General features: G+C 67.0%; 23 protein-coding genes and 1 riboswitch. Of the genes, 8 read left to right on the forward strand and 15 right to left on the reverse strand.

The window, feature by feature from the left end:
* Window positions 1-340: 340 nt before the first annotated feature.
* A complete protein-coding gene (locus tag AB4089_RS12390) occupies window positions 341-2266 on the forward strand; it encodes a DEAD/DEAH box helicase (RefSeq protein WP_441409585.1) in 1926 nt (641 codons plus the stop codon).
* Window positions 2267-2400: 134 nt separating this feature from the next.
* On the opposite strand, the gene AB4089_RS12395 is transcribed toward AB4089_RS12390, so the two are convergent.
* From AB4089_RS12395 to AB4089_RS12420, 6 genes are all read right to left on the reverse strand, one after another.
* A complete protein-coding gene (locus AB4089_RS12395) occupies window positions 2401-3051 on the reverse strand; it encodes an MBL fold metallo-hydrolase (protein ID WP_441409586.1) in 651 nt (216 codons plus the stop codon).
* 21 nt (window positions 3052-3072) lie between these two features.
* Window positions 3073-4083 carry an aldo/keto reductase gene (locus tag AB4089_RS12400; protein ID WP_441409587.1) on the reverse strand — a complete coding sequence of 337 codons (1011 nt, stop codon included), beginning with the start codon at window positions 4081-4083 and terminating at the stop codon, window positions 3073-3075.
* A gap of 189 nt (window positions 4084-4272) precedes the next feature.
* The gene (locus tag AB4089_RS12405; RefSeq protein ID WP_441409588.1) at window positions 4273-4659 is read right to left on the reverse strand and encodes a DMT family transporter; all 387 of its coding nucleotides are present in this window, start codon (window positions 4657-4659) and stop codon (window positions 4273-4275) included.
* 53 nt (window positions 4660-4712) lie between these two features.
* Entirely contained in the window at window positions 4713-5036 is a 324-nt protein-coding gene (locus tag AB4089_RS12410; protein WP_441409589.1) for a DMT family transporter, read from the reverse strand.
* Window positions 5037-5045: 9 nt separating this feature from the next.
* A riboswitch (guanidine-III (ykkC-III) riboswitch) is annotated at window positions 5046-5113 on the reverse strand.
* Window positions 5114-5151: 38 nt separating this feature from the next.
* The gene (locus tag AB4089_RS12415) at window positions 5152-5949 is read right to left on the reverse strand and encodes a cache domain-containing protein (protein WP_441409590.1); all 798 of its coding nucleotides are present in this window, start codon (window positions 5947-5949) and stop codon (window positions 5152-5154) included.
* 40 nt (window positions 5950-5989) lie between these two features.
* On the reverse strand, window positions 5990-6730 hold the full coding sequence (locus AB4089_RS12420) for a FadR/GntR family transcriptional regulator (protein ID WP_441409591.1): 741 nt from the start codon (window positions 6728-6730) through the stop codon (window positions 5990-5992).
* A gap of 243 nt (window positions 6731-6973) precedes the next feature.
* On the opposite strand from AB4089_RS12420, the gene AB4089_RS12425 reads away from it, so the two are divergent.
* The 4 genes from AB4089_RS12425 (at window position 6974) to AB4089_RS12440 (ending at window position 11122) form a co-directional block, all read left to right on the forward strand.
* Window positions 6974-8089: an ABC transporter ATP-binding protein gene (locus AB4089_RS12425; RefSeq protein ID WP_441409592.1), complete on the forward strand. Its 1116-nt coding sequence runs from the start codon at window positions 6974-6976 to the stop codon at window positions 8087-8089.
* A 5-nt stretch (window positions 8090-8094) separates the two neighbouring features.
* Window positions 8095-9282, forward strand: coding sequence for an ABC transporter substrate-binding protein (locus tag AB4089_RS12430; protein WP_441409593.1), 1188 nt, complete (start codon window positions 8095-8097; stop codon window positions 9280-9282).
* A 69-nt stretch (window positions 9283-9351) separates the two neighbouring features.
* Window positions 9352-10281 carry an ABC transporter permease gene (locus tag AB4089_RS12435; protein WP_441409594.1) on the forward strand — a complete coding sequence of 310 codons (930 nt, stop codon included), beginning with the start codon at window positions 9352-9354 and terminating at the stop codon, window positions 10279-10281.
* A gap of 13 nt (window positions 10282-10294) precedes the next feature.
* On the forward strand, window positions 10295-11122 hold the full coding sequence (locus tag AB4089_RS12440; protein ID WP_441409595.1) for an ABC transporter permease: 828 nt from the start codon (window positions 10295-10297) through the stop codon (window positions 11120-11122).
* Here AB4089_RS12440 and AB4089_RS12445 read toward each other — a convergent pair.
* Complete coding sequence (locus tag AB4089_RS12445) at window positions 11119-11730, reverse strand: HutD/Ves family protein (protein ID WP_441409596.1); 612 nt, start codon at window positions 11728-11730, stop codon at window positions 11119-11121. The genes AB4089_RS12440 and AB4089_RS12445 overlap by 4 nt on opposite strands.
* Window positions 11731-11855: 125 nt before the next feature.
* Here AB4089_RS12445 and AB4089_RS12450 point away from each other — a divergent pair, with 125 nt between their 5' ends.
* Entirely contained in the window at window positions 11856-12458 is a 603-nt protein-coding gene (locus tag AB4089_RS12450) for a phosphoribosylanthranilate isomerase (protein WP_441409597.1), read from the forward strand.
* A 103-nt stretch (window positions 12459-12561) separates the two neighbouring features.
* Here AB4089_RS12450 and AB4089_RS12455 read toward each other — a convergent pair whose 3' ends face one another.
* From AB4089_RS12455 to AB4089_RS12490, 8 genes are all read right to left on the reverse strand, one after another.
* The gene (locus AB4089_RS12455) at window positions 12562-13290 is read right to left on the reverse strand and encodes a hypothetical protein (RefSeq protein WP_441409598.1); all 729 of its coding nucleotides are present in this window, start codon (window positions 13288-13290) and stop codon (window positions 12562-12564) included.
* A gap of 74 nt (window positions 13291-13364) precedes the next feature.
* Complete coding sequence (locus tag AB4089_RS12460; RefSeq protein ID WP_441409599.1) at window positions 13365-13544, reverse strand: hypothetical protein; 180 nt, start codon at window positions 13542-13544, stop codon at window positions 13365-13367.
* A complete protein-coding gene (locus tag AB4089_RS12465; RefSeq protein WP_441409600.1) occupies window positions 13541-13918 on the reverse strand; it encodes a hypothetical protein in 378 nt (125 codons plus the stop codon). Before AB4089_RS12465 ends, AB4089_RS12460 begins: the two co-directional genes overlap by 4 nt.
* Window positions 13908-15797, reverse strand: coding sequence for a hypothetical protein (locus AB4089_RS12470; RefSeq protein ID WP_441409601.1), 1890 nt, complete (start codon window positions 15795-15797; stop codon window positions 13908-13910). The genes AB4089_RS12465 and AB4089_RS12470 overlap by 11 nt, the downstream gene beginning before the upstream one ends.
* Before the next feature lie 8 nt (window positions 15798-15805).
* Window positions 15806-17896: a glycosyltransferase gene (locus AB4089_RS12475; RefSeq protein ID WP_441409602.1), complete on the reverse strand. Its 2091-nt coding sequence runs from the start codon at window positions 17894-17896 to the stop codon at window positions 15806-15808.
* An 11-nt stretch (window positions 17897-17907) separates the two neighbouring features.
* A complete protein-coding gene (locus AB4089_RS12480; RefSeq protein ID WP_441409603.1) occupies window positions 17908-19008 on the reverse strand; it encodes a hypothetical protein in 1101 nt (366 codons plus the stop codon).
* Window positions 19009-19116: 108 nt separating this feature from the next.
* The gene (locus AB4089_RS12485; RefSeq protein WP_441409604.1) at window positions 19117-20115 is read right to left on the reverse strand and encodes a glycosyltransferase family 2 protein; all 999 of its coding nucleotides are present in this window, start codon (window positions 20113-20115) and stop codon (window positions 19117-19119) included.
* Between the two features lies 1 nt (window position 20116).
* The gene (locus AB4089_RS12490) at window positions 20117-20977 is read right to left on the reverse strand and encodes a glycosyltransferase family 2 protein (protein ID WP_441409605.1); all 861 of its coding nucleotides are present in this window, start codon (window positions 20975-20977) and stop codon (window positions 20117-20119) included.
* A gap of 308 nt (window positions 20978-21285) precedes the next feature.
* Between AB4089_RS12490 and AB4089_RS12495 the strand changes: the two genes are divergently transcribed.
* Together AB4089_RS12495 and AB4089_RS12500 are read left to right on the forward strand one after the other, a co-directional pair.
* Window positions 21286-22287, forward strand: a complete 1002-nt coding sequence (locus AB4089_RS12495; protein WP_441409606.1) for a family 16 glycosylhydrolase — start codon at window positions 21286-21288, stop codon at window positions 22285-22287.
* A 252-nt stretch (window positions 22288-22539) separates the two neighbouring features.
* Complete coding sequence (locus AB4089_RS12500; protein WP_441409607.1) at window positions 22540-23091, forward strand: YceI family protein; 552 nt, start codon at window positions 22540-22542, stop codon at window positions 23089-23091.
* The last annotated feature ends 10 nt before the right edge of the window (window positions 23092-23101 follow it).

Below are 23101 nucleotides of genomic sequence, written 5' to 3' on the forward strand. Positions count from 1 at the left end.
TGTGACTTCGGCCACGGATACGGGGCCCGGCCCTGTCGGATGGTAGGCTAGTGGAACTTGATGTGCAGTGATGCCCACTTTTGATTCGGTTTACCGGCTTCGGTCCACCAACCGGATCCCTGCCAGATTCCTTCGGGAATCCGCACGCAGGCAGTGGGATTTTTTCATGTGAGAGGCACATCCTGCGTCGATGAACGCGTTCCATTTGGTCCCGGCGGCCGCTTGCTGAAGTTTGGCAACAGCCCGGTTGATCACCTGACTTTTCTTCGGCGAACCCTTGAGCCAACCGGCATCGGGGGCCGATATCCGCACGGATACCGCCTGAAAGACCTTGAAACACATGACTACATTTGCTGCCCTCGGCACGCCCAAAGCACTCGCCGACACCCTGACCGCCCAGGGAATCGTTGAGCCGTTCCCCATCCAGGTCAAGACCCTGCCGGACACCCTGGCCGGACGCGACGTCCTGGGCCGCGGCCGCACCGGCTCCGGCAAGACCATCGCTTTCGCCATCCCGCTTGTGGCACGACTCGCCGAGCGGGAAGCCAAGCACTTCCGCAAGCCCGGCCGCCCGATGGGCCTGGTCCTGGCCCCGACCCGCGAGCTGGCCACTCAGATCAACGCGACCATCGAGCCGATGGCCAAGGCCCTGGGCCTGACCACCACCGTGATCTACGGCGGCATCTCCCAGGCCCGCCAGGAAAAGGCCCTCCGCGCCGGCGTCGACATCGTCATCGCCTGCCCGGGCCGCCTGGAGGACCTGATCCGCCAGCGCATCCTGACCCTCGAAGCCGTCGAGATCACCGTCCTGGACGAGGCCGACCACATGGCCGACCTCGGATTCCTGCCGGTGGTCAAGAAGCTCATGGACATGACGCCCACCCAGGGCCAGCGCCTGCTGTTCTCCGCCACCCTGGACAACGGCGTGGACAAGATCGTCCAGCGCTACCTGTCCAACCCGCTGACCCACTCCGTGGACGACCCGCAGGCCGCGGTGACCACCATGGAACACCACGTCCTGGTGGTCAACGACCAGACCGTCAAGAAGCAGCTGATCGTCGAGCTCGCCTCCGGCGCCGGCCGCCGCGTGCTCTTCATGCGCACCAAGCACCACGCCCGCAAGCTGGCCAAGACCCTGACCGACGCCGGCATCCCCGCCGTCGACCTCCACGGCAACCTGTCGCAGAACGCCCGTGACCGCAACCTGGCCGAGTTCTCCTCCGGTGACGTCCGCGTCCTGGTGGCCACCGACGTCGCCGCCCGCGGCGTCCACGTCGACGACGTCGAACTGGTCATCCATGTGGATCCGCCCACGGAGCACAAGGCATACCTGCACCGCTCAGGCCGTACGGCCCGCGCCGGTTCCGACGGAACCGTGGTCACGCTGACCCTGCCCGAGCAGCAGTCCGACGTCAAGAAGCTGATGAAGGCCGCCGGCGTCGAGGTCAACTTCGAGCGCGTCACCGCCAACTCCCCGCTGGTTGCAGAACTGGTTGGCGAAATGGCCGACAAGATCGATCCGCGGACCCGTGCGGCACTGCTGGCAGCCAAGGCCGCCCAGCACGGCGGCGGCACCTCCACCGGTGCCAACGCCGAGCGTAAGCGCGCACGCCGCACCACCCAGGCTGCACCCACCGCCGGTGGACGTGGCGGCCGTGGCGGACGCGGACGCGTCGGAGCCGAGGCTCCCCGCACCGATCTGCCGCGCGCCGAGCGCCGCGCCGTCGCCTACGAAGGCAAGGCTGCTGCCCGCAACGCCGCCGACCGTGTCGCCGAGCAGAACCAGGACCGCGCCGATGCCGAGCGCGCCGAGCGCCGGAACGCCCGTGGCCGTGGCCGCACCACCGCGTACGCGCACCACAACGACGTTCCGGCCGCCGGCGGCCGTGCCGCGGCTGGCCGCGGTTCGGACGGACGCGCAGCCGAGGGACGCAGCGACGCCCGGGGCGCTTCGGCTCCCCGCAGTGGCGCACCCCGGACCGGTGGAGCTCCCCGCACGGGTGGCGCACCGCGCACCGGCGGCGCACCCCGCACGGGTGCCACGGCCGGCGGCCAGCGCAACGGACGCCCGGCAACCGGCCAGCGCGCAGCTGCCGGCGCCAAGTCCGGAGGCAGCGCCGCTGTCTGGTCCTCGAACACCGGCGGCACCTCGGGCGGATCCTACGCAGGCGGCGGCAACGGCCGCTCCAGCGAAGGCCGTCCGGCCCGCAGCGGCGGCCCCCGCCGTGCGTCTGCTCCGGCCTCGAACGAACGCCGCAGCCGCTAAAGTCCCACCTGCCCGCTACCTAAAGTAGCTGGCGAGGCACGAAATGCCGGTCGCTACGGGAATTCCCGCAGCGACCGGCATTGTGCGCAGCGCGAACCATGAAGCGCAGCGCAATCCACACAGCTCAGCGCCGGTTACCAGCCCCGGGTCCGCCACTCTTCCAGGTGCGGGCGTTCCGCGCCCAGCGTGGTGGGCTTGCCATGGCCCGGGTGGACTAAGGTGTCATCCGGATAGACGTCGAACAGCCGCTCGCTCACATCGGTGATCAGCTGGTTGAACCGCGCCGGATCCTTCTGCGTGTTGCCCACTCCGCCCGGAAACAGCGAGTCGCCGGAAAAGATGTGGGCCGGGCCTTCCGGGTCCTGGTACACGAGGGCGATCGAACCCGGAGTGTGCCCGCGCAGGTGCACTGCCGTCACGTCGAAACCGTCGAAGTTGCCGACGTCCCCGTGATCCAGCAGCACATCGACCTTCACCGGCAGTTCCGGGGCGTCTTCGGTCCCGGCCACCGTTTTCGCCCCCGTGGCTTCCGCCAGGCCCGGCAGCGCCCGGACGTGGTCCCAGTGCTGGTGGGTGGTGGCAATCAGCGCGAGCTTCGGCGTCGCGGTGGTATCTGCGGTGGCGTCCGCGAGCAGTCCCTGGATGGCGGCCAGATCATCGGCCGCATCGATCAGGAGCTGCGCGCCGGACGCCTTGGCCGTGAGCAGATACACGTTGTTGTCCATCTCGCTGACCGAAATCCGGCGGATGGTGATGTCACGTAAGGAGTGAATGAGCGAGTCCATGGACTTCAGTCTACGGAGGCGCTATTCAYGGCCCTGGGATACCCAGTTGGGATCCGCGGAGCGGGAGCCGACGACGGCGTCCGCGGCGGCGTCGAGCGTTTTCAGTTGCGCTGCGGTGAAGTCCAGTGCCAGGGCACCCAGGTTCTCATCGATCCGGTCCGCCTTGCGCGTGCCGGGGATGGGGACCACGGGCAGTCCCAGCTTCCGGCCCTGCGCGAGCAGCCAGGCCAGGGCCGCCTGGGCGGGAGTTGCGGGCCGCCCGGCAACGCTCAGTTCCGCAGCGACTGCCCGTACGGCGGCCACCACGCCCTGGTTGGCGTCGGCGGCGTCGGCGGCGAAACGCGGGATGTTGCGGCGGAAGTCGTTGCTGCCCAGCGTTGACGCGTCCACGGTGCCGGTGAGGAATCCCCGGCCCAACGGCGAATAGGGCACAAAGCCCACCCCGAGGCCTGCCGCGGCCGGAACCACGTTGCGTTCCACATCCCGGCTCCAGATGGACCATTCGCTCTGGACCGCGGCGATCGGGTGGACGCTGCTGGCCTCACGCAGCTCCTCGGCCGTCACTTCTGACAGGCCAAGGTGCCGCACCTTGCCGGCCTGCACCAGCCCCGCCATGGCCTCCACGGTTTCCACTATCGGAACGCGGAGGTCACGGCGGTGCAGGTAATACAGGTCGATCGAGTCGGTCCCGAGCCGTTGCAGGCTGCGGTCCACCGCCTGTTTCACGTACGCCGCATCACCGCGGATGTCCGTGTAACCGGCCGAGGGGTTGCCCACGAGGCCGAACTTGGTGGCCAGCTGGACCTCGCCGCGGCGTTCCCTGAGCAGCCGCGCAATCAGTTCCTCGTTGCTGCCGCCGCCGTAGATGTCCGCCGTGTCGATGAAGCTGACGCCGGCGTCGACGGCGTGGTGCAGGGTCTTGAGGGCATCGGCCGGGTCCACGTCGCCGTAGACAGGGGTCAGGGCCATGCCGCCGAACCCGAGGGGACTGACCGTGAGGCCGTCGCCGAGCTGCACTGTTGCTGCCGTCATCTGGGTCTCCATTCGCGCACTCAGTAGTTCCGAAGTAGTTCCGTCCCTGCCAAGAACCCTTGAGCGCGCGCGGCTATTCCGGCCCGCGCTTGTTGGCCGGTCTGTTGGCCGGGCGGACAATTCTCCCCACCTTTGACACTGGCGCGGCGAGCACGACGGCGCGCCGCTGGGACACGCCGTCGTACTGCCTTAAACGTGGGGAGTTTCCGCGGGGGAGGGCCGCTGCTGGGCCCCAGAGGCCGGTTTGGTCGCCGGTCCCGCGGCCGGTTCGGCCGGCAGGAGCTTCAGGCCCGCGGCGCAGCCGACAATCCCGGCGATAAACAGCAGCCTGAGCGGGCTGGCCGGCTCGGCCCCGGTGGCCATCGCCCAGCCCACCGTCAGTGCGGCGCCGATCCCCACCCAGACGGCGTAGGCGGTGCCGAGCGGGATGCGCTTCACGGCCATCCCAAGCCCCACCATGCTGAGCGTGGCCGTCACGGCGAAAACGATGGTGGGCAGTGGGCGGGTGAACCCGTCGGACAGGCCCAGGGCCGTGGCCCAGACCGCCTCCAGCACAGCGGAGGCTAGCAGGATCATCCAGGTAAGGGCAGGAGTTGACCGGTTATCGCGGCGTCGGTTGGCAGCCTTCATCACGCCACCAGCTTCAGGCCGACGACGCTCGCGGCAATCCCGCCAAGCACCAGGATCCGGGCCGCGGTGGCGCGCTCAACTTTGGCGATCATCGCGTACCCGGATGTCAGCACGACGCCGACCCCCACCCAGACGGCGTAGGCCGTTCCGGTGGGGATGGACTGCATGGCGACGGCCAGCCCGCCCGTGCTTGCAATGACGGAAACGAGGAAAACCAGGCCCGGGACCAGCCGGCGCCGGCCCGTGGCCTGCGACGTGCGGTGCAGCGCGGCGGCCCAGACCGCTTCCAGCGCTCCGGAAAGAATGAGTATTAACCATGACATGACGGCTCCCGTGGCCAGTCTTGTCGCGTGCCGGGTACTGAACCGTCGTCCGGAGGCCCGCAAAGGGGGGCCTTGGCCTCCAAGTTTAGCAAATCCGGTTGCCCTCAGGCGGGCGTCACCGCCGGACGGCGTCGCTCCAGACCGTGAACGTGCGCCCCACAGGGTAGTGGGCGCACGCCTCGCCCGGGGCGGTGAGGTCGCCGGCGTCGATATCGGATGCCGCCGACACCACGGCACGGCCGTCGGCGGTGACCAGGGTGGCCCGGGCGCCGATCCGCCGCAGCGCCGGCATAGCCCCACGTTCCAGGCGCTGGACCGTGACGTCGATGCCCACGATTCCCGCGACCGGACCATCTGGGCGGGTGAATACCGGGTGCGTGAAGGTCAGAACGTATTCGTCGGTGCAGAGGAAATCCACGTAGGGCCCCGTGACATGCGCCTGGCCCGTTTCCACGGGGATCCGGAACCATTCGGCCTTGACGTAGCGGCTGATGGAATTGGGGCTGAAGTTGGCCAGGGCATCGACGGGCTCCAGGTCCGGGCCCTGCCACCAGGCGATATAGCTGCGTTCGGGTCCGAGCAGCCCGGCGTTGGCGATGAACCCTGCGCCGGCCGCGTAGCCATCGGGCAGCTGCACCAGTTCCTCGACTACCGGCCTGATGAGCTTGTCCACGGCCGTGCCCGTGACTTTCCCTGACATGGCGGCCAGGGCTGCCCCGGTGTCGGCGGCCCACACCGTCAGGCGGCGCTCGATGCCGGCGATGGTGGCATCGAGTTCGGCGGCCGCCCGCTCGGCAGGACCGGGTCCGGCGACCGCCGCGGGAGGAGCGGCGGGGCGCCCATCGGTGGGATCTGCGGAGGCGACTGCCGGGGCGGCGGCGGTTTGGCCTGCGGTCGACGTTGTTTCGGTCATGGTTGCTGCCTTTAGCTCGAAGGGGCCGGGACATGTGTGGTCAATAGCGTTTGGCCTGTTCGGTCAGCAGCCAGTCCGCAGTGGCGGAGATGAGGGCCTTGACCCCGGTTTCGGCCGCCCCCGGATCGTGCGCCTCGATGGCGGCCGCCACGTCCTCGAGGATTACTGTGGTGCGTTCACGGTAACCGGTATCGGCGCACGGGAGCAGGGTCAGCGTGCCGAGGTCGGCCTGCAGCCTGATGAGCTCCCGGGCGAGCCGGGCGGAGCGGGCTATGGCCGCGACTTCCAGCAGGAACTCCGAGAGGGCCAGCCGCCAGCTCAGGGAGTCATCGTCCGCAGCGGGGATGAACGAGCGCAGCGTGGCGATGTCGGCCGCGTCCGAGCGCCGGGCCGCGACGCCCGCGCAGGCCGCGGCGATCGCCTGGTAGTGCAGGGCCAGGTCCCTGATTTGCAGCCGGCTCAACTCATGCAGCTGCTCAAGGGCCCGTTCCCGGGAGGGCAGCACGTTGTCCGCGATGAAACTCCCGCCGCTGCGTCCGCGGGCCGTCCGGATGATTCCCGAGGCCCGCAGCTGGGAAAGGGCCTCCCGCGCCGTCACCGCAGACACCCCGAGAGCCGCGGCCAGCTCGGTTTCGTTCGGCAGCCGCTGGCCGCTGGTCAGCAGCCCGGTCTCCACTGCCTGTTCGATCCGGCCGCACACTTCATCCACCAGTCCGCGTGATTTGATCGGCGTGAACACCGCGGCGAGGCTCCGGGAGGCGCCCTTGGGCGACAACAACATCCGGGCCTCCCTTCCCTCCGGCGGTATCCGGCCGCCTTGGCCGGGGCATTCCTGCAGCGTCCGCGAGCGGCGCCGCCGTGCGTCGTCCGGGCTGATGTCATCCTAAACCGGGCTTTGCCGGAGGGTCTATACATAAAACCTATGAAGTAATAGCATTTGGGCCAGCAGCCCAGTGTGCACTGGATCACATTCCGCTGCGTGGCTTTCCCGTGGACGATCCGGCAACGACTTAAGGCGCACCGCATGACCGAAACATTGGCCGCCGGCACCTCGACCGGAACCGAAGAGGTTCCGGCGATCCGCCTGCGCAAGCTCACCAAGGTCTTCGGAGACACCACCGCGGTCAATGCGGTGGACCTGGACATCCGCCACGGGGAGTTCTTCTCCATGCTGGGCCCGTCCGGCTCCGGCAAGACCACGGTCTTGCGCTTGATCGCAGGCTTCGAACTGCCGACTTCCGGCAGCGTTGAACTCGAGGGCAAGGACGTCACGGCGATGGCGCCCTTCCAGCGGGACGTCAACACCGTCTTCCAGGACTACGCGCTGTTCCCGCACATGTCCCTCGTGGACAACGTAGCCTACGGGCTGCGGGTGCGCGGCATGCCGGGGAACCAGCGGCGGGAGCGGGCCAGGGAAGCCCTGGACCGTGTCCAGCTCGGAAAGTTCCTGGGCCGCAAACCCGCCCAGCTCTCCGGCGGCCAGCGGCAGCGGGTTGCCCTGGCCCGGGCGCTCGTTGTCGAGCCCAAAGTGCTGCTGCTGGACGAGCCGCTCGGCGCCCTGGACCTGAAGCTCCGGCAGCAGATGCAGGTCGAACTCAAGGAACTGCAGCGCTCGCTGGGCATCACCTTCATCTTCGTCACCCACGACCAGGAGGAGGCCCTGACCATGAGCGACAGGATCGGGGTCTTCAACAACGGCAGCATCGAACAGATCGGGACCGCGCACGAAATCTACGAACGCCCCGGCGACATTTTCGTGGCCAACTTCGTCGGCACGTCCAACATTTTCGACGCCGGCCAGGCGCAGGCGCTCTACGGCCGGTCGGATCCCCTGTGCATCCGACCGGAGCGGCTGCGCGTGGCCTGGACCGGGCAGCCGGAGGGCCGTGCCGGCACCACCTCCCGGCCCGGGACGGTGACGTCGTTCGTGTACGTCGGGCACGCCACCCAGGTGCGCGTGCAGCTCGACGACGGGCCCGCCGTCGTCGCGCTCTTTCCCGAAAAGCTTCCCGGCAACGACGCGGAACTGGTGAACGGGCCGGTAACCGTCAGCTGGGACGACGACGCCGTCGTCTGGCTTCCGGCCGGCGGCTCCGGCACCGATGCACCCCACACCGATTCTCCACACATCGAAAGGTAAGAATCATGGCACCAAGAACAAAGGCCTCCCTGGTGGTCGGCGTGGTGGCGGCGGCAGCCCTCGCGCTGTCAGCCTGCGGAACCAGCGGCGGATCGGGCACCTCGGCGTCGACGCAGCCGGCGAAGACCGAGATCGGCGCCGGTGAAGGCCAGATTTCCATCCTCGGCTGGCCCGGGTACGTCGAGGACGGCAGCAACGACCCCGCGGTCGACTGGGTGCATCCGTTCGAAAAAGAGACCGGGTGCAAGGTCAGCTTCAAGCCGTTCGGCACCTCGGACGAGGCCGTGACCCTGATGCGCACCGGGCAGTACGACGTCATTTCCGCCTCCGGGGACGCGTCGCTGCGCCTGGTCGCCGGCCATGACGTCCAGCCGGTCAACATGAGCCTGCTGAAGAACTACCCGGACATCTATCCGTTCCTGAAGGACAAGGCCTGGAACACCGTGAACGGCGTGAACTACGGTATGCCGCACGGCTGGGGCGCCAACCTGCTGATGTACTCCACGGACAAGGTCACCCCGGCGCCCGCCTCCTGGAGCGCAGTGTTTGACGACGCCGCCCAGCACACCGGCAAGGTCACGGCCTACGATTCGCCCATCTACATCGCCGATGCCGCCGTCTACCTCATGGCCCACAAGCCGGAGCTGGGCATCAAGAACCCGTATGCCCTCGACAAGGACCAGCTGGCCGCCGCCGTCGACCTGCTCAAGCAGCAGCGCACGCACATCGGCGAGTACTGGAGCGATGTCGTCAAGGAGGTCCAGGCCTTCACCTCCGGGAGCACCGTGGTCGGTACCACGTGGCAGGTGGGTGCCAACATCGCGACGGCGGGCGGCGCCAAGGTCGCAACCCTCCTCCCTGAGGAGGGTGCCACCGGCTGGTCGGATACGTGGATGATCGGGTCCAAGACCAAGAACCCGAACTGCGCCTACAAATGGCTCGACTACATCGCCAGCCCCAAGCCCAATGCCCAGGTGGCGGAGTACTTCGGCGAATCCCCGGCCAACGCGAAAGCCTGCGCGCTGACCACTGATCCCAAGCACTGCGAGACGTACCACTCCGGTGATACGGCTTACGCCGAAAAGATCTGGTACTGGACCACGCCGGTGGCTGACTGCCTCGATGGCCGCAAGGACGTCAAGTGCACCGACTATTCGGAATGGACCAAGGCCTGGACGGAAATCAAGGGCTGACCCCGGCACCGCCGCACCAATACCCGCAAGAAAAAGCCGGCCCCGGCGGCCGGCAGAGATTAAGGCGAGATGGCACAACAGACGCAACAGCTGCCGCCCGGCCCACCCCGTGATGCCGCCGCTGTGCCCCGGGCGAAAAGCAACGCCTTCTCGGCCTTGCTTCACCGCTCACCCCGGCTGAGGCTGGCCGGGCTGCTCACGGCCCCGGCAGCGTGGCTGGTGCTGGTGTACATTGCCGCCCTCGCGGCACTGCTGATCACCGCGTTCTGGACCGTGGACACCTTCACGGGTGAGGTGTCCACGGTCTGGACCACGGAGAACATCGTCACGGTCCTGACCGATCCGGTGTATCAGCGGATCACCCTGCGGACGTTGTGGATCGCGGTGGCGGTCACGGTTATCGACATGATCCTTGCCCTGCCCATCGCGTTCTTCATCGCCAAGGTGGCCAGCGCCCGCTGGGAAAAGCTGCTCGTGGTGGCCGTGCTGATGCCGCTGTGGGCAAGCTACCTCGTCAAGGCCTACGCCTGGCGGAATGTCCTGGCCGAGGGCGGCCTGCTGGAGTGGCTGGGGGCTCCGATCGGCCTCTCGTCCCCCGGCTACGGCGAGACCGCCGTCATCCTGACCCTGTCCTACATCTGGCTGCCCTACATGATCCTGCCGATCTACGCGGGCTTTGACCGGGTGCCCGACTCCCTGCTGGAAGCCTCCGGGGATCTGGGCGCGAAACCGCTGACCACCATGCGCCTGGTGATGCTTCCGCTGCTGGTCCCCTCCATCATCGCGGGCACGATCTTCACGTTCTCCCTGTCCCTGGGCGACTACATCACCGCGCAGATTGTCGGCGGGACCACCCAGATGCTCGGCACCGTGGTCTACGCAAACGTCGGAGCGGCGAACAACCTGCCCTTTGCCGCCGCGGTGTCGCTGGTTCCGATCGCCATCATCATGTTCTACCTCTTCATCGTCCGCCGAACCGGCGCCCTGAATAACCTGTAGCGAAAGGCGCGTCATGAGGCTTTCCCGTAGCGCCAAAGTGGTCCTGGGCATCGTTACCGCGCTGGTGCTGTTGTTCATCTACACCCCGCTCATGCTCGTGGTGGTGAACTCGTTCAACGCGGACCGGACGTTCGGCTGGCCGCCCAAGGGCTTCACGCTGGAATGGTGGGGCAAGGCTTTTGACTCGCCCGGCGTCCGCGAGGCCGTCGTGTCTTCGCTGTGGGTGGCAGTGGTCGCGACGGTCATCTCGCTGCTGCTGGGGACGTTGCTGGCACTGTCATTGCAGCGGTACGCGTTCTTCGGCCGCGACGTCATCAACCTCCTGGTGATCTTACCGATCGCGCTGCCCGGAGTGGTCACAGGCATCGCCCTGAACAACATGTTCACCACCATCATGGGCATCCCGCTCAGCCTGTGGACCGTGGTGATCGCCCACGCAACGTTTTGCATGGTGACCGTGTTCAACAACGTCATCGCTCGGCTCCGCCGCATGAGCCCCGGCCTGGAGGAAGCCTCCTCCGATCTCGGCGCCGGCGTCTTCACCACATTCAACCTGGTGACGTTCCCCCAACTGCGCTCTGCCCTGCTGGCCGGCGGGCTGCTGGCCTTCGCTCTGAGCTTCGACGAGATCATCGTCACCACGTTCACGATCGGTGCCGGTGAGACCACGCTGCCGATCTGGATCCTGCAGAACCTCTTCCGTCCGAACCAGGCGCCCGTGGTCAACGTAGTGGCCGTCGTGCTGATCGTGGTTTCGATCGTTCCGATCTGGCTCGCACAGAAGCTGTCCGGGGACTCTGTGCGGGTCAGCGGCGCCCGGGTTAAGGCGGACGCGCGCTAGTCCGTGCCTGGCTCGTGGCTCGGATCGATGGAGACGACTGCCAGGAACCCGCGGCCCACGATTTCCGGCGTTTCGGCATCGGACCCGACGACGGCGTCATAGCGGTTGAGCTCGGCTGGTACCGGTTCCGGGGCGGCGGGTGCCGGGCCGCCTGCCGTCCCCGGGCTGACGGTCGCCTGGCCCTGCAGGAGGATGCCGAACTGGCCCTCGAATACCGGGTGGGCGCGCTTCTTGGAGAGCTCGATGATCGACGTGTAGCCCTTGAAGGCGCCGTTGCGGGTGATGACGTTCAAGTCCCGGATGTCGCCGGTGGGCAGTGCCCCCGCCGAGTCCGCGTCGCCGGAGAACCGGAACGGCCGGTACTTCTCCAGCGGGTGCTCGGCGCCGTCCACGCTCAGGAGCAACAGCTCGCCGTCGATCACGGTCAGCACGCGGTCCATCCCGGCGAAGACCGAGAAGGCCCCCGCCTTGGACACCTCGGCGATGCTGACGCGCCAGTCCCATGCGTTGTCCTGCGCTGACCGTGGATGGCGTGCCACTTCGCGCGTCACCCCGCCGCCGTTGCGCCAGGGGTGGGCTTTGAGCTCGGCGTAGCGGATGATCTCCATGGCCTCAGCCTATCTGCCGGGCTGCCGGCGCCCCTGCCGCCCCGACGCCGCCCCGACGCAAAGTCGGCGGCGGCGGTCCGGTCTTGCTAACGTCGGAGGCAGGAAGCGTGCAAAAGGAGCCCCGAATGTTTGTCAAAGTGTGCGGTCTTAGCACCCCGGATTCGGTCCGCGTCGCGGCCGGCGCCGGCGCGGACGCCGTCGGCTTCGTCCTGACCCTCAGCCCCCGGGAGGTCACGCCGGAACAGGTCAGGAACCTCCTCGCCCACGTCCCGGACGGGTTGCCGGCGGTGGGGGTGTTCCGGCACGAACCGGCCGCCGACGCCGTCGCCGTAGCTCGTGAGGCCGGACTGGCGTGGGTCCAGCTGCACGGGGACCGCTCGCCGGCGGACGTCCGGACGGTGCACGACGCCGGGATGAAACTGATCCGGGCCGTCACCATGGCCGCCGCCGCGGAAACCTTCGAGGATTGGGGCGAGGAGCTGCTCCTGATAGACGCCGCTGTTCCCGGCTCCGGCGAGGCCTGGGACTACGGTTCCGTCCGGGCCAAGGCCCTTGGCGGGCGCAAATGGCTGCTCGCCGGCGGCCTGGATCCCGCCAACGTGGCCCGTGCAGCCGCGGAGGCCGGTGCATGGGGCGTCGATGTTTCCTCCGGCGTCGAGTCGGCACGAGGCATCAAGGACCTGGCCAAGATCGCGGACTTCGTGCGGGCGGCCAAGGAATCGGACTAGGGCCGGACACGGAAGAGTGGCAGCGGGATCGTCCCTTTGCTGCCACTCTTCCAACGGGGGCCGCCACGTTTCTAGCGCGGCGCCCGAGAACTGTCGGCGCGGACTAGGAGCGTTTGATGATCACGTCATCGATGTATTCGTCGCCCTTTTGCCGGTTGTGCTCCGCCCCGAGCTGAACCTTGCTCAAGGTGCTGCCGAGCATGCTGACGCTCGTGCTGCTGTACTTCTGTACGCCGTCGAACCACACCTGGATTGTTGAATTGCTGCCGTTCGCGGTCACCCTCATGGAGACGCGGTGCCACGCGCTCAGGGAGATGCTGCTGGAGATCAGCTTGGTGTAGACGAAGGTGCCGCTTGGTGAGGTCACCCGGAGCCACAGCTGCCCGTTGCTGTTGTAGCGGTAGATGTCTGCAACGCGCGTGGAGCCTGAGAAGAACCGGAAGTACGGGACGTCATTGCCGGAAACGCCGGCCACGGTGATATTGAACCAGCCGTCCGCGTACGAGGTCTTGGTTCCAGAGCTGAAGGCCGGAGTGGAGAGGTTCGCGAGAGAACCGGAATCCGTGGTGACATGCAGCTTGGTCGAACGCGTCCCGGTATGTTTCTGGGAAGTCGAAACGGCCGCCGTGCCGGTGCCTGAAACTTGGGGGATGAGGCCGCAAAAGCCGCTGGCCTCAAAACTCGTCGCGAGCACCACAGTTCCCGGATAGGAGTTTGTTGGCGCGGGGGCGCAGGTTGCAGCGTTGGCCGCCGGGGCCGAACCGAAAATGAGGGAACCGGCTACGAGCAATCCGAGCGTCCCCACCGTGCTGAGTGCTTTGAGTTTTCTCATTGGAGATTCTTTCCGTGGTTGGTTCGAATTGTTGACGTGCGCTTGTCCCGGCGGCACCGGGTGRGTGGTTCGGTTCATGCAAGCTGCGCAAGGTGTGCCAGCTGCATTACTACAGCGACGCAGACGATAGCCAGCAGTGCTGCGGTGATGACCACCACGGCCCGCGGGAGTGCCTTATCAGGCTTCAGGACGCGCAACACATCGCAGCTCACCAGCGCCGACACCGTGGCCAGCCCTGTCAGGAAGATGATCATTTCGCACGCACCAGGACCCGCTTCGGCCGCTTGAGCTCAAGGCCCAGGAAGGCGAGGGTGATCAGGGACAGGACGCACACGCCCACCGGCGGTGACCAGAGCCGTGCATAAATCATCGCCGTCGCCACGAGGGTGGACATCGTCAGGCTGAAGGCAATTGCGATGGCGATGCTGAGGGGCAGCGCGCCGGTGGCCTGGGCCGAGCGCGGGGGGTCGAAGCGCAGGAGCAGTACCAATGCTGTTCCGGGCCCGGCCAGCATCATCAGCCCGATCACCGCCAGGCGCAGCCCCTCCGGTCCGACGAACGAGAGCGGTATGGCTGCCAGTGCGACGGCTGCCGTCGCATAGCTTACGTAGCTGCGTTCACTTGCCATTGCTAACTCCTTCGATATGAAAAATCACGCCGCCGGCGTTTTCGAAGACCTTCGTCCAGCCCGGACTGGTGCCGCAGGTGGCGACAAAGCGTTGAATGTCGCCAGTGGGAGTCGAGCCGCGAAGTTCGGCGGCCTCCTGCTGGCTTTGGGTAACGATGAGGTACGCGCCCGATTTGTGGGCGATCTGGTTGGCCGCGTCACAGCTCAGCGGCGCGGCGTTGGGGATGGGCTCGGCAGCAACGAGCGCCCGGTAGTCATAGTCCGCGTAGTGCTGGAATCTCCACGGGGTGTTGCGAACAGCCTCAATGAGGACAGAGCCGGTGGGCGCGGTCGAATAGAGGCGGTTCACGACTGCGAGTTCGTCGTTGCTAAAGCTTTCCATGCTGTCATTTCCGTAACGGGAGACCACCGTGGCCGTTGCCAGCACGGAACCCATCAGCAGCAGTGCAAGGGCCCGGCGCAGGCTCAGTCCGGCGGAATGGTCTGACATCAGGGGCAGTACGGCCAGGCAGACCGCAAACGGCAGGCTGAAGAGATAGAGGCGCAGGAGCAGTTCACCGCCATATGGCTGGAGGGGGATCAGCACCAACGGCGCAAGGGCTGCGGCCGCGGCGGCCAGCCACGGTGTCTTCCGCCGGTAGCCCACGATGGCGCCGACGACGGCGAGGAGCCAGACCAGGGCGACCTCGGCGATGCGGGTGTAGACGACGAACACATGGGCATCGCTGCCTGAGACCCTGGTGCTCAGCGCACCGAGGCTGTTCGCACCGATGTCGCCGAGCGAACCGAGGAGCTGGCCGAAGTGACCCTGAACGAAGGATGACGCCGCGAAGAGCAGCCAGCCCAGGGGCAGGACCACGGCCAGGACCGGCAGGAAGCGAAGCCGGAGACGGCCGGTCAGCAACAGTGCGGCCAGGATGGGGATCACGGCAAAGGGGCTGAGCTGATGGGACGCGGTCATGGCAACCAGGATCAGCGCGCAGACCACAACGAGCACCGCCGTGTCCGCCCGGGGTGCCGCTATGGCGCCGTACCGGGGGACTGAGCCGTCCAGGTTGGTGACGTTCCGGGCAAGCCACTTGGAGAACTTCGTGCGCTCCGTGGGCCAGGCCCATCCGTCAAAGACGCTCAGCAGGCAGGCCACCAAGGTGAGCAGGAGGACGAACGAATAGGCCTGCGGCGACAGGTAGTCCTGTCCAATCCAACTGGCCAGGTAGAAGATCCAGACTGCCGCCCACGCTTGGCGCGGATTCGCCGTCAACCGCCGGGCCAGGGCCAGCAGGGGTGCGAGCATGAGGATGTTGATCCCCACGGGAGCCCACGTTGCAATACCCAAAAGGTCTTTTGCGCCCGTCGCCCCGGAGAGCATTCCCAGCATGTCGAAAAAGCCGGGCCAGTTGAAGTAAGCGTCCAGGTTCGGATTCAGCTGGCCCGATTGGCCAATGGTGTCGGCGATGCCCAGATGGCGGTAGCTCGCCTCCAGCCGGGGCAGCCCATGGATGACGGCGTCAGCGCCATGCAGGATGACCACTGTGACCAGCAGCTGCCAGGTCAGGAGCACTGGAACGAGCCGGCGGAGGCTCAACGAGGCGACAAATGCGGTCAGGCTGAGCCCAAGCGCCACGAAATAGGCCGGCGGCAGGGAGGCGATGAGTCCGGCCCCGCCGATCAGGACGGGATTGACCTGGGTCATGCTCCAGACGCCGAGGGCCAGGGCGGCCGCGGCGGCCGCAGCCAAGGCGCCGACGTGCCACGACGGGGTCAGTCCAAGGTTGCGGTGTGTGGGCGGTTTGGCGCCGCCGACGTGCGTATGCCCATGGGTCTCCTGCCGGTGGGCGCCGTGCTCCGGGAGGCTGGTTGCCGTTTCGCGTATCATCATTTCTCGATTCAGGTCGGCTGGTGGCGCGCCGCTGAGGGAATCTCGCCCGCGGTGGTGGCGGACTTCGCTCGGGTCAGAACGATCAGGCGCCGGGCGGCGATCAGCGACGCCGTCGCCTGGGCAACGGCCCAGAGGACGGAGATGCCAGTGAGGCCATATTGCTGGGCCACGGCCACGGCGGGTGCCACGACCAGGATGGCGGCCAGGGTGGCGACTACCGTGGATTCCACGAGCCGCCCTTGGGCCCGGCACAGCCCGTAGTAGACCTGGGTCACGCAACTCAGGAGCAGTGCCGGCACGAGTACAGGAAGAAGGACCCACGCGGACGCGTACTGCGGTCCGAGGAAGCCCAGAAGCAGCGGCCCGGCCACTATCAATATCAGCCCGGCCACGAGAGTCAACAGGAAGCTGGCCCGCAGCGCGGAGGCGACGAGGCCCGGCCGCGCCCGCGTTCCCGCGAGGGCCGTTTGCAGCGTAAATCCGGCAGACTGCGGCACAAAGAACACCGCCGAGGCCATCATCCACACCATGTACCAGGCGGCCGTAGGGGCCGGACCCAGAGTGGCTGCAACGATGAGCGGGAGCAGGTAGCCGGGTGCGCGGTCGGCGAGCATGAGGGCGTGGTTGGGAAGTCCCGGCTTCAGGAGCTTCAGGGCCGAGCGCACCCGCAGTCCGTGTTTCCAGTCCGGGGACACCTTGGCCCGGCGCAGCTGTCGCAGGCCTACGAGGACGCTGGCCAGCGCCCCGGCGGCAACAGCGCCCACAACCACTTCCACGTCGCGGAGTCCGACGGCGAATGCGGCGGCCAGGAAGGCGAGCTGGACCAGGCTCTGCACGAGACTCCTGACCAGCGCGCGGTCGGCCCGTTCCTGGGCCACGCCCACGTGGTCAAGCTGGTACGCGCTGGCGGCCAGGAGCGCCGTGGCCAAGAAAAGTACCGTGACCAGGGGGTCGACCCACGCCTCGCCCACACCCGTGCCGAGCCAATTCGTGATGCCAACCAGCAGGCCCGCGCCCAGCAGGGAAAACGCAGCGACGGTAAGCAGGCTTGTGGCGATGAGGCGCCGGCCGCCATCACTTTCCGCGGGAAGGAGCGTCAGCGTGGCGGGCCCGACGCCGAGCATCCCCAACTGCACGGTCAGGAGCGCCGCCGACACCACAGCGGAACTGAGACCTATTTGGGCAGGCGGCAGCACGAGGGCCGCCAGCGCCCAGAACAGGAAGCCCGTCACCATGGGGGCGATCCTCGCCGCGGCCAGCCAGGCCGCGTTCCCTCCGACTGACATGGGCTTATGGGCCGGCCGCAGGAGTTCGCCGAACATGGCGCGGTAGTTGTAGAGGAGGAAGCCCATCCAATACGGCAGGAAACGCGGTGCCCGGAGCAGGGACAGGCCCACACCCCTCACGGTGGCAAGCAGTGGCAGAATCACCAGCCAGAGGTGGCCCGTGTGTTTGCGGACCGTCCGGGCCGTCCCGGCCCCGTCCTGGAGCCACTGGTCGCGGGCGTAGTCGAACGTGTCGTCGAACCGGTGCCTGACCATCACGGAATCGGAGACGCCGAGCCGGTAGCCGGCCTGCTCCAGCCGGATCCTCAGCTCCACGTCTTCCCCGGAGCGGAAGTCGTCGTCGAACCCGACGCCGAGCAGCACGTCGCGGCGCATCAGTGTGGCACTGACGCCGAACCATTTGCGCACCCGGCTGTGGTTGTGGTGCCAGGCCAGCGCGGCACCCCAGTATCCGGGGCCGTCGGCTTCGCTGGCCAGCCCGAATTGCAGGCCGTCGTAGTCGCCGGACTCGAATTCGCTCAGCAGCCGGGGCAGGCTTTTGGGCGGAAGGACGACGTCGGCGTCGATCAGGGCGACAACCTCACCGGTGGCGCTTCGGGCGCCGAGCATCCGTGCGGCCGGCAGGCCGCGTCCTTCGTCGGAGATGACGGTTGCCCCGCACTCGCGGGCGATGGCGGCGGTGTCATCCGTCGAGCAGCCATCGATGACGATCATTTCGTGCGGATGCTGGCTGCGGATCGACTCAAGGCACTCGCCCAGCCACGCTGCGGCATTGCGCGCCGGAACGACAACTGACACCTTCAGATCGCTCACGTGGACTCGCCTCACTCATCCAGTTTTGAACGGACCAGATTCGCGATGTAGTCAGATGCCTGGTCCGCAGACCATGCGGCCGGCAGCCGGAGCAGCCAGCAGGGAACGTCCTCCAGGGCCCGGCGGACCACGGCTGCCTTCTGCCCGAAATGCTCCTCCAGGGGGACCAGGCTGGTGGCGCCGAGGGCCTCGACGAGCCGCCGCGACACCATGGGCAGTTCCGAATGGAAGTTGCCTACGACCCGGGACGTCATCCATTCCGCGCTTCGCGCTTCCAGCCGGGCATCCGCGCCGTCGAACCGCTCGAGGAAGATGGCCAGCTGTGCCGGCGCCGCCGATGAAATCCGCTGTGCCCCGAAGACATGCTCCGGCTGCACCATGCGGTGCTCGGGGGACCAGCGCCGGGTGAAGGCGGCGGTTTTCGGGTAGCGGACAATGACCGGATGGACCGCCGTCGCCAGGTGGGCGACCGGCGTGGTCAGCCATCCGGGGGCCAGGGGCTTGCGCGTCCCCCGGAACATGTCCGGGTAGATGGCGCGGTGGTGGGGCTTGATGAACATCGGTTTGGCGTAGCCCATGAGCATGCCGCCGGCGCCCATGAAGGCCCAGTCATCCGCCATGAAGCGCACGTCGCGCATGGCCACCAGCTTCGCCACCGTGCTGGTCTTCCCGACCCCGCCCCAGGCCGGCAGAAGCACCCCGGAGCCGCGGAAATCCACTACCGCGGCATGGATCATGGCCGTCTCCTCCTGGACGCACAGCCTGTCCAGCAGCGGAATCACGGAGGTCAGGAGCTCGCCGGCGCCCTCGATCCGGTACCCGTCCTTTGTCTCGATGATCTGGACCCGGTCCGCCGGAATGTAGAGCGATTCCCCGGTGAACCGGTAGGCATCCTCCGCGTGGGACTGGCTGGAAACCGGCGATATCTTCGCGCCGATGGTGATCCGCCGTGGCGCGGCGGAGGTCCCCAGGAACGGGGCGAGCATGTCCCGCAGCTGCGGTTCGCCAGGCGTCCCGGCCTCGACATCGATGCCCACGATCCCGTGGACATCGAAGGAGGCGCCGGGAGAGGCGTCGATCGGCTGTTTCACGTCGCGTTCAGGCTGGCTCATGATCCAAGCTTTCTGGGGTCGGGTTACAGCGGTCGGGTGGTTCGGGGTGCAGGGGGCGCAGGTGCTGCGCCGGGCGGTCTGCGGGGACGGGCTCGTAGGCTGCACGGTTCACTGGACTTCCCTCCAAGGCTCTTCCGCCGACGCCGTGGCCGCTTTCACGGGCGAGGGCGCGGCCGGCAGGCGGCGCCCTCGGACGTAGCCGGTGGCCGTGGCTGCGAGCACGGCGATGATGGTTGCCGCCCGGCCGAGTCCGGCAGGGTCGCCGCCGCCGAGCCAGCCGCGGATTCCGGCGAACACCGCCCGTGGCAGGACCTGCCGGACATAGCGCCGTTCAGGGCCCAGCGCGCGCTTGTGGCCAACCACCCGGCTGACCTGCGCCTTGGAAATCCCTTCGCCCCAGGAGCGCGCGAGCATGTAGCGCAAGGTGCCGCGCTCTGCCGGCACATGGTGGTGCACCAGGGCTGCGGGTTCATAGACAACCCGTGATCCGGGAGCCCCGATTACCGCGCGGATGCACAGTTCGGTCTCTTCGCAGCCCAGCGGGACGGCGTCCTGGCGCCCCAACGCTGTGTTGAAGCCGCCGACACGGTCCAGGACATCGGCCCGGAAGGACATGTTTGCGCCAATGACATTGCGGACTTCGGCGGCAACTTTGGGCATTCCCCGGTAGGTGCAGCCAACAATCCAGTCGAGCTCGTTGGCGAAGTGGCCCGGCCGGCCCGTTTCCCAGAGCGGTTCCACCCGGCCGCCCACCGCAAGGACGTCGGGATCGTCGTACAAGGCTGCGAGCCGCTCGAGCCAGTCCGGCTCGGCTTCGGCGTCGTCATCGAGGAAGGCCACGATCTCTGCCTTGGCGATTCCGGCGCCCGTGTTGCGGGCGCCGGAGAGGCCCTTGGGGCCGGTGTTTTCGACTATGACGGCGTCGGGGACGGTGAAGATCAGCCGTTTGTACAAGTCCACGTTGTAGTCGACGACGACGATCGTCTGCTTGGGCGGGACGGTCTGGGTGCGGACCGAGTCCAAGGCGCCCATCAGCCTGTCCCACCGGTCCTCCGAGTAGGAGCATATGACCACGGATACTGCCGGGAAGCTGGAGTGTCCGGACATCCTATTCGCCTGCCCGTACGCCCAGGACGCTGCTGGGATCGGTGGGAACGTGGGGGAATACCGCGCTGGGGTACTTGTACTTGACTCGACGCAGGGCCTCGGGGCGGGCACCGGCTGTCGGGGCCTCCCAGCTCACGCGCTCGCGGGCAAGGGTGCGGAGAACCCGCCAGCCGTCCCGGAACGTGTGCAGGTTCGACTGGCCGGAGATGCGGGACAGCTCATGGCTGGGAACCTCGGCAATGCGAAGGCCTGCCCTGGAGGCCCGGACAATCAGTTCGGTTTCGATCTCGAACCCGTCGGACTCCAGTTCCAGAATGTCAACGCATTCGCGGCGGAGGGCAATGTAGCCGTAGCAAAGGTCCGAGTAGTCGCTGTGGAGGACGGCATTGGCGAGCCCCGTGAGCATCTTGTTCCCCCCGCTGCGCAGCCAGGTGAGATCGTCGGAGCCGCCGCCCGTCACATAGCGGGAACCTTTGACGAAGTCGTATTCATGCTGGAGCGGAGTCACCAGCCAGCCGATCTCCTGGGGGTCCATGCTGCCGTCGCCGTCCAGCATGACGATGATGTCGCCGGAGGCGGCGGCAAATCCGGCCCGCACGGCGTTTCCTTTGCCGGGGCGGGGCTCGGCCACCACCACCACGTCCAGGCGCATGGCCCGCGCGACATCAACTGTGCCGTCCAGGGAACGGCCATCAACAATTACCACCTCATCTACATAGGAGGGCATACGCCGCAGAACCCACGGCAAGTTCATCGCCTCGTTCAACGTGGGAATTACCACACTGACCGAGGGATTTGCCGGCGGGGGCGTCGTTTGGGGGCGCACGTTTGGCTTGAGATTCGGGATGGACACTGGCCTCACCACTCAATGACGTATTCTGCTCGTCCCAATTGCAGCGCTCTCCGACCTCCTCAAAACCGGAAATAGACCCGATGCTGACGCTGAACAATTGTGGACAACTTAGTGATTTACCCCAGGCTTAAAGTTTGGTCATGCCACCTTGCATTAACCTTGGATTAACTTGAAAATTCAAGTAAAAAGGGTGGGAACCTGTTGATCCACGGCGGCCTGCGTGCGACACTGGCCGAATGCGGACGCGCGTTATGCGGGGGTGCGTGCCGGCGGGCCGCCGGCGTCTCCACACGCTTTGGTTCAGGCTGGTTCCCGCCATGGTCCTGGGATCCGTGCTGGCGCTGGCCGGGTGCGCCGCGGATGTGGCTCCCCGGGGCGAGCGGCCGCTGTTCACGTCCGTCTCGGCGTCGCCGGCCGGCCCGTCGACCGATGCCGGCACAGGGCCTCAGCTTGGACTCCAGTCGGGTCTGCCGACAGGTTCCCCGGAAGGGGGTGCCGCCGGCGCATCCACCCCTGCGCCAATGCCCGGACCAGCGTCCCGGCCTGCCCAGACCTCAGCACCGCTTCCGGTCCGGACCACGGATGTCACCATGTCGGGTGACCTGCCCGGATGGCGGAACGTCTTTGTCGAGGACTTCTCCAAGGGTGACGTCCCTTTGGGCTCCTTCCCCGGACCGCTCTACAAGGACCGGTGGAGTGCCGGGTACAAGGACGGAACACCGGATACGGATGGACAGGTCAGCGGCGGTAAATCCGGCTACTACCCGTCGAAAGTCCTGAGCGTCAAAAACGGGGTGCTGGACTGGTTCATGCATTCAGAAAACGGGATCTTCATGGGCGCCGCGCCCACTCCCAAATTCCTGAACGCCAGCAAGAATCCCCCGAGGGCCAACAGCATGCTGTACGGCCGCTACTCGGTCCGGTACAGGGGAGATGCCATGCCCGGCTTCAAGACCGCGTGGCTCCTGTGGCCGGATAGCGGGATCTGGCCGCGGGACGGCGAGATCGATTTCCCCGAAGGCGACATGGGAGCAATCCTTACGGCCGCGGCGCATTTCATGTCCTTGGACCCAAAGCGTTTCGAACAGTTCTTTTCCAACAAAGTGTCCACGGACTGGCACGTGGCCACGACAGAGTGGACGCCCGGGCGCGTGGAGTTCTTCATTGACGGACGATCCATAGGTGCGAGCACGACGGACGTGCCGTCGACGCCAATGCATTTCATCCTGCAGACCGAGTCCTGCCTGCCCATGTGTCCACGTCCCGAAACGCAAGGCCACGTGTACCTGGACTGGGTCAGCATCTGGGTACCGGCCTGAGGCGCTGGGAACGCTGCCGGGAGGCGAGCTCATCAGCTGTGGCCGTGACATCAAGCGTCCCGAAGGCCGGGTCCTGGTTCTTTCCGGTCGTGCTGGCGAAGTAGGGCATCTACGGATCATCCGATCTGACGTTGTGCCAGCGTCAGGGCCGCTCGGACCTAGCCCGGGACGGGCTTCCTCGTTAGCATGCAGGAAGGGGAACACCCCGATCGCTTGGCGGGACCGGCCCGCCCCCGCTCGAAGGAGACCGTTGTGACTCTGCCCGAAGGTTTGACCCCCGGAGTGTGGATGCTGGACATGTCCCACAGTGAAGTCGGTTTCAGCGTCCGCCATGCGGGCATCAGCAAGGTCCGCGGCCGGTTCAACGAGGCCACCGCCGAGGCGCATCTGCGCGAGTCGCTGGCAGATGCAAGCCTGCACGCCACGGTCAAGACCGCCAGCTTCGATTCGGGCGACGCCAACCGCGACGGCCACGTCCGCGGCCCCGACTTCTTCGATGTCGAAAAGTACCCCGACATGACTTTTCGGGCCACCGCGATCAGGGGCGCCGGGGATGACTACGTGTTGACCGGCGACCTCACGATCCGCGGCGTCACCAAGCCTGTCGAACTCGAAGTCGAGTTCACCGGCGTCGCGGTGGATCCCTTCGGCGCCACGCGGGCCGGATTCAGCGCTGAGGCAGACATCAGCCGAAAGGAATTTGGCTTGACCTGGAACGCCGCCCTCGAGGCAGGCGGCCTGCTGGTCAGCGACAAGGTAAAGATCAATGTTGAGGCAGCAATGGTCAAGCAGGCCGACGCCTAAGCCCTGGAAA

The organism is Arthrobacter sp. 2MCAF15 (assembly GCF_052115605.1).
GTDB lineage: Bacteria > Actinomycetota > Actinomycetes > Actinomycetales > Micrococcaceae > Arthrobacter.

Coding starts and splice junctions, on each gene's coding strand:
- AB4089_RS12390 (WP_441409585.1), top strand. CDS start 341: ATGACTACATTTGCTGCCCTCGGCACGCCCAAAGCACTCGCCGACACC.
- AB4089_RS12395 (WP_441409586.1), bottom strand. CDS start 3,051: ATGGACTCGCTCATTCACTCCTTACGTGACATCACCATCCGCCGGATT.
- AB4089_RS12405 (WP_441409588.1), bottom strand. CDS start 4,659: ATGATCCTGCTAGCCTCCGCTGTGCTGGAGGCGGTCTGGGCCACGGCC.
- AB4089_RS12410 (WP_441409589.1), bottom strand. CDS start 5,036: ATGTCATGGTTAATACTCATTCTTTCCGGAGCGCTGGAAGCGGTCTGG.
- AB4089_RS12415 (WP_441409590.1), bottom strand. CDS start 5,949: ATGACCGAAACAACGTCGACCGCAGGCCAAACCGCCGCCGCCCCGGCA.
- AB4089_RS12420 (WP_441409591.1), bottom strand. CDS start 6,730: ATGTTGTTGTCGCCCAAGGGCGCCTCCCGGAGCCTCGCCGCGGTGTTC.
- AB4089_RS12425 (WP_441409592.1), top strand. CDS start 6,974: ATGACCGAAACATTGGCCGCCGGCACCTCGACCGGAACCGAAGAGGTT.
- AB4089_RS12430 (WP_441409593.1), top strand. CDS start 8,095: ATGGCACCAAGAACAAAGGCCTCCCTGGTGGTCGGCGTGGTGGCGGCG.
- AB4089_RS12435 (WP_441409594.1), top strand. CDS start 9,352: ATGGCACAACAGACGCAACAGCTGCCGCCCGGCCCACCCCGTGATGCC.
- AB4089_RS12440 (WP_441409595.1), top strand. CDS start 10,295: ATGAGGCTTTCCCGTAGCGCCAAAGTGGTCCTGGGCATCGTTACCGCG.
- AB4089_RS12445 (WP_441409596.1), bottom strand. CDS start 11,730: ATGGAGATCATCCGCTACGCCGAGCTCAAAGCCCACCCCTGGCGCAAC.
- AB4089_RS12450 (WP_441409597.1), top strand. CDS start 11,856: ATGTTTGTCAAAGTGTGCGGTCTTAGCACCCCGGATTCGGTCCGCGTC.
- AB4089_RS12455 (WP_441409598.1), bottom strand. CDS start 13,290: ATGAGAAAACTCAAAGCACTCAGCACGGTGGGGACGCTCGGATTGCTC.
- AB4089_RS12460 (WP_441409599.1), bottom strand. CDS start 13,544: ATGATCATCTTCCTGACAGGGCTGGCCACGGTGTCGGCGCTGGTGAGC.
- AB4089_RS12465 (WP_441409600.1), bottom strand. CDS start 13,918: ATGGCAAGTGAACGCAGCTACGTAAGCTATGCGACGGCAGCCGTCGCA.
- AB4089_RS12470 (WP_441409601.1), bottom strand. CDS start 15,797: ATGATGATACGCGAAACGGCAACCAGCCTCCCGGAGCACGGCGCCCAC.
- AB4089_RS12480 (WP_441409603.1), bottom strand. CDS start 19,008: ATGAGCCAGCCTGAACGCGACGTGAAACAGCCGATCGACGCCTCTCCC.
- AB4089_RS12485 (WP_441409604.1), bottom strand. CDS start 20,115: ATGTCCGGACACTCCAGCTTCCCGGCAGTATCCGTGGTCATATGCTCC.
- AB4089_RS12495 (WP_441409606.1), top strand. CDS start 21,286: ATGGTCCTGGGATCCGTGCTGGCGCTGGCCGGGTGCGCCGCGGATGTG.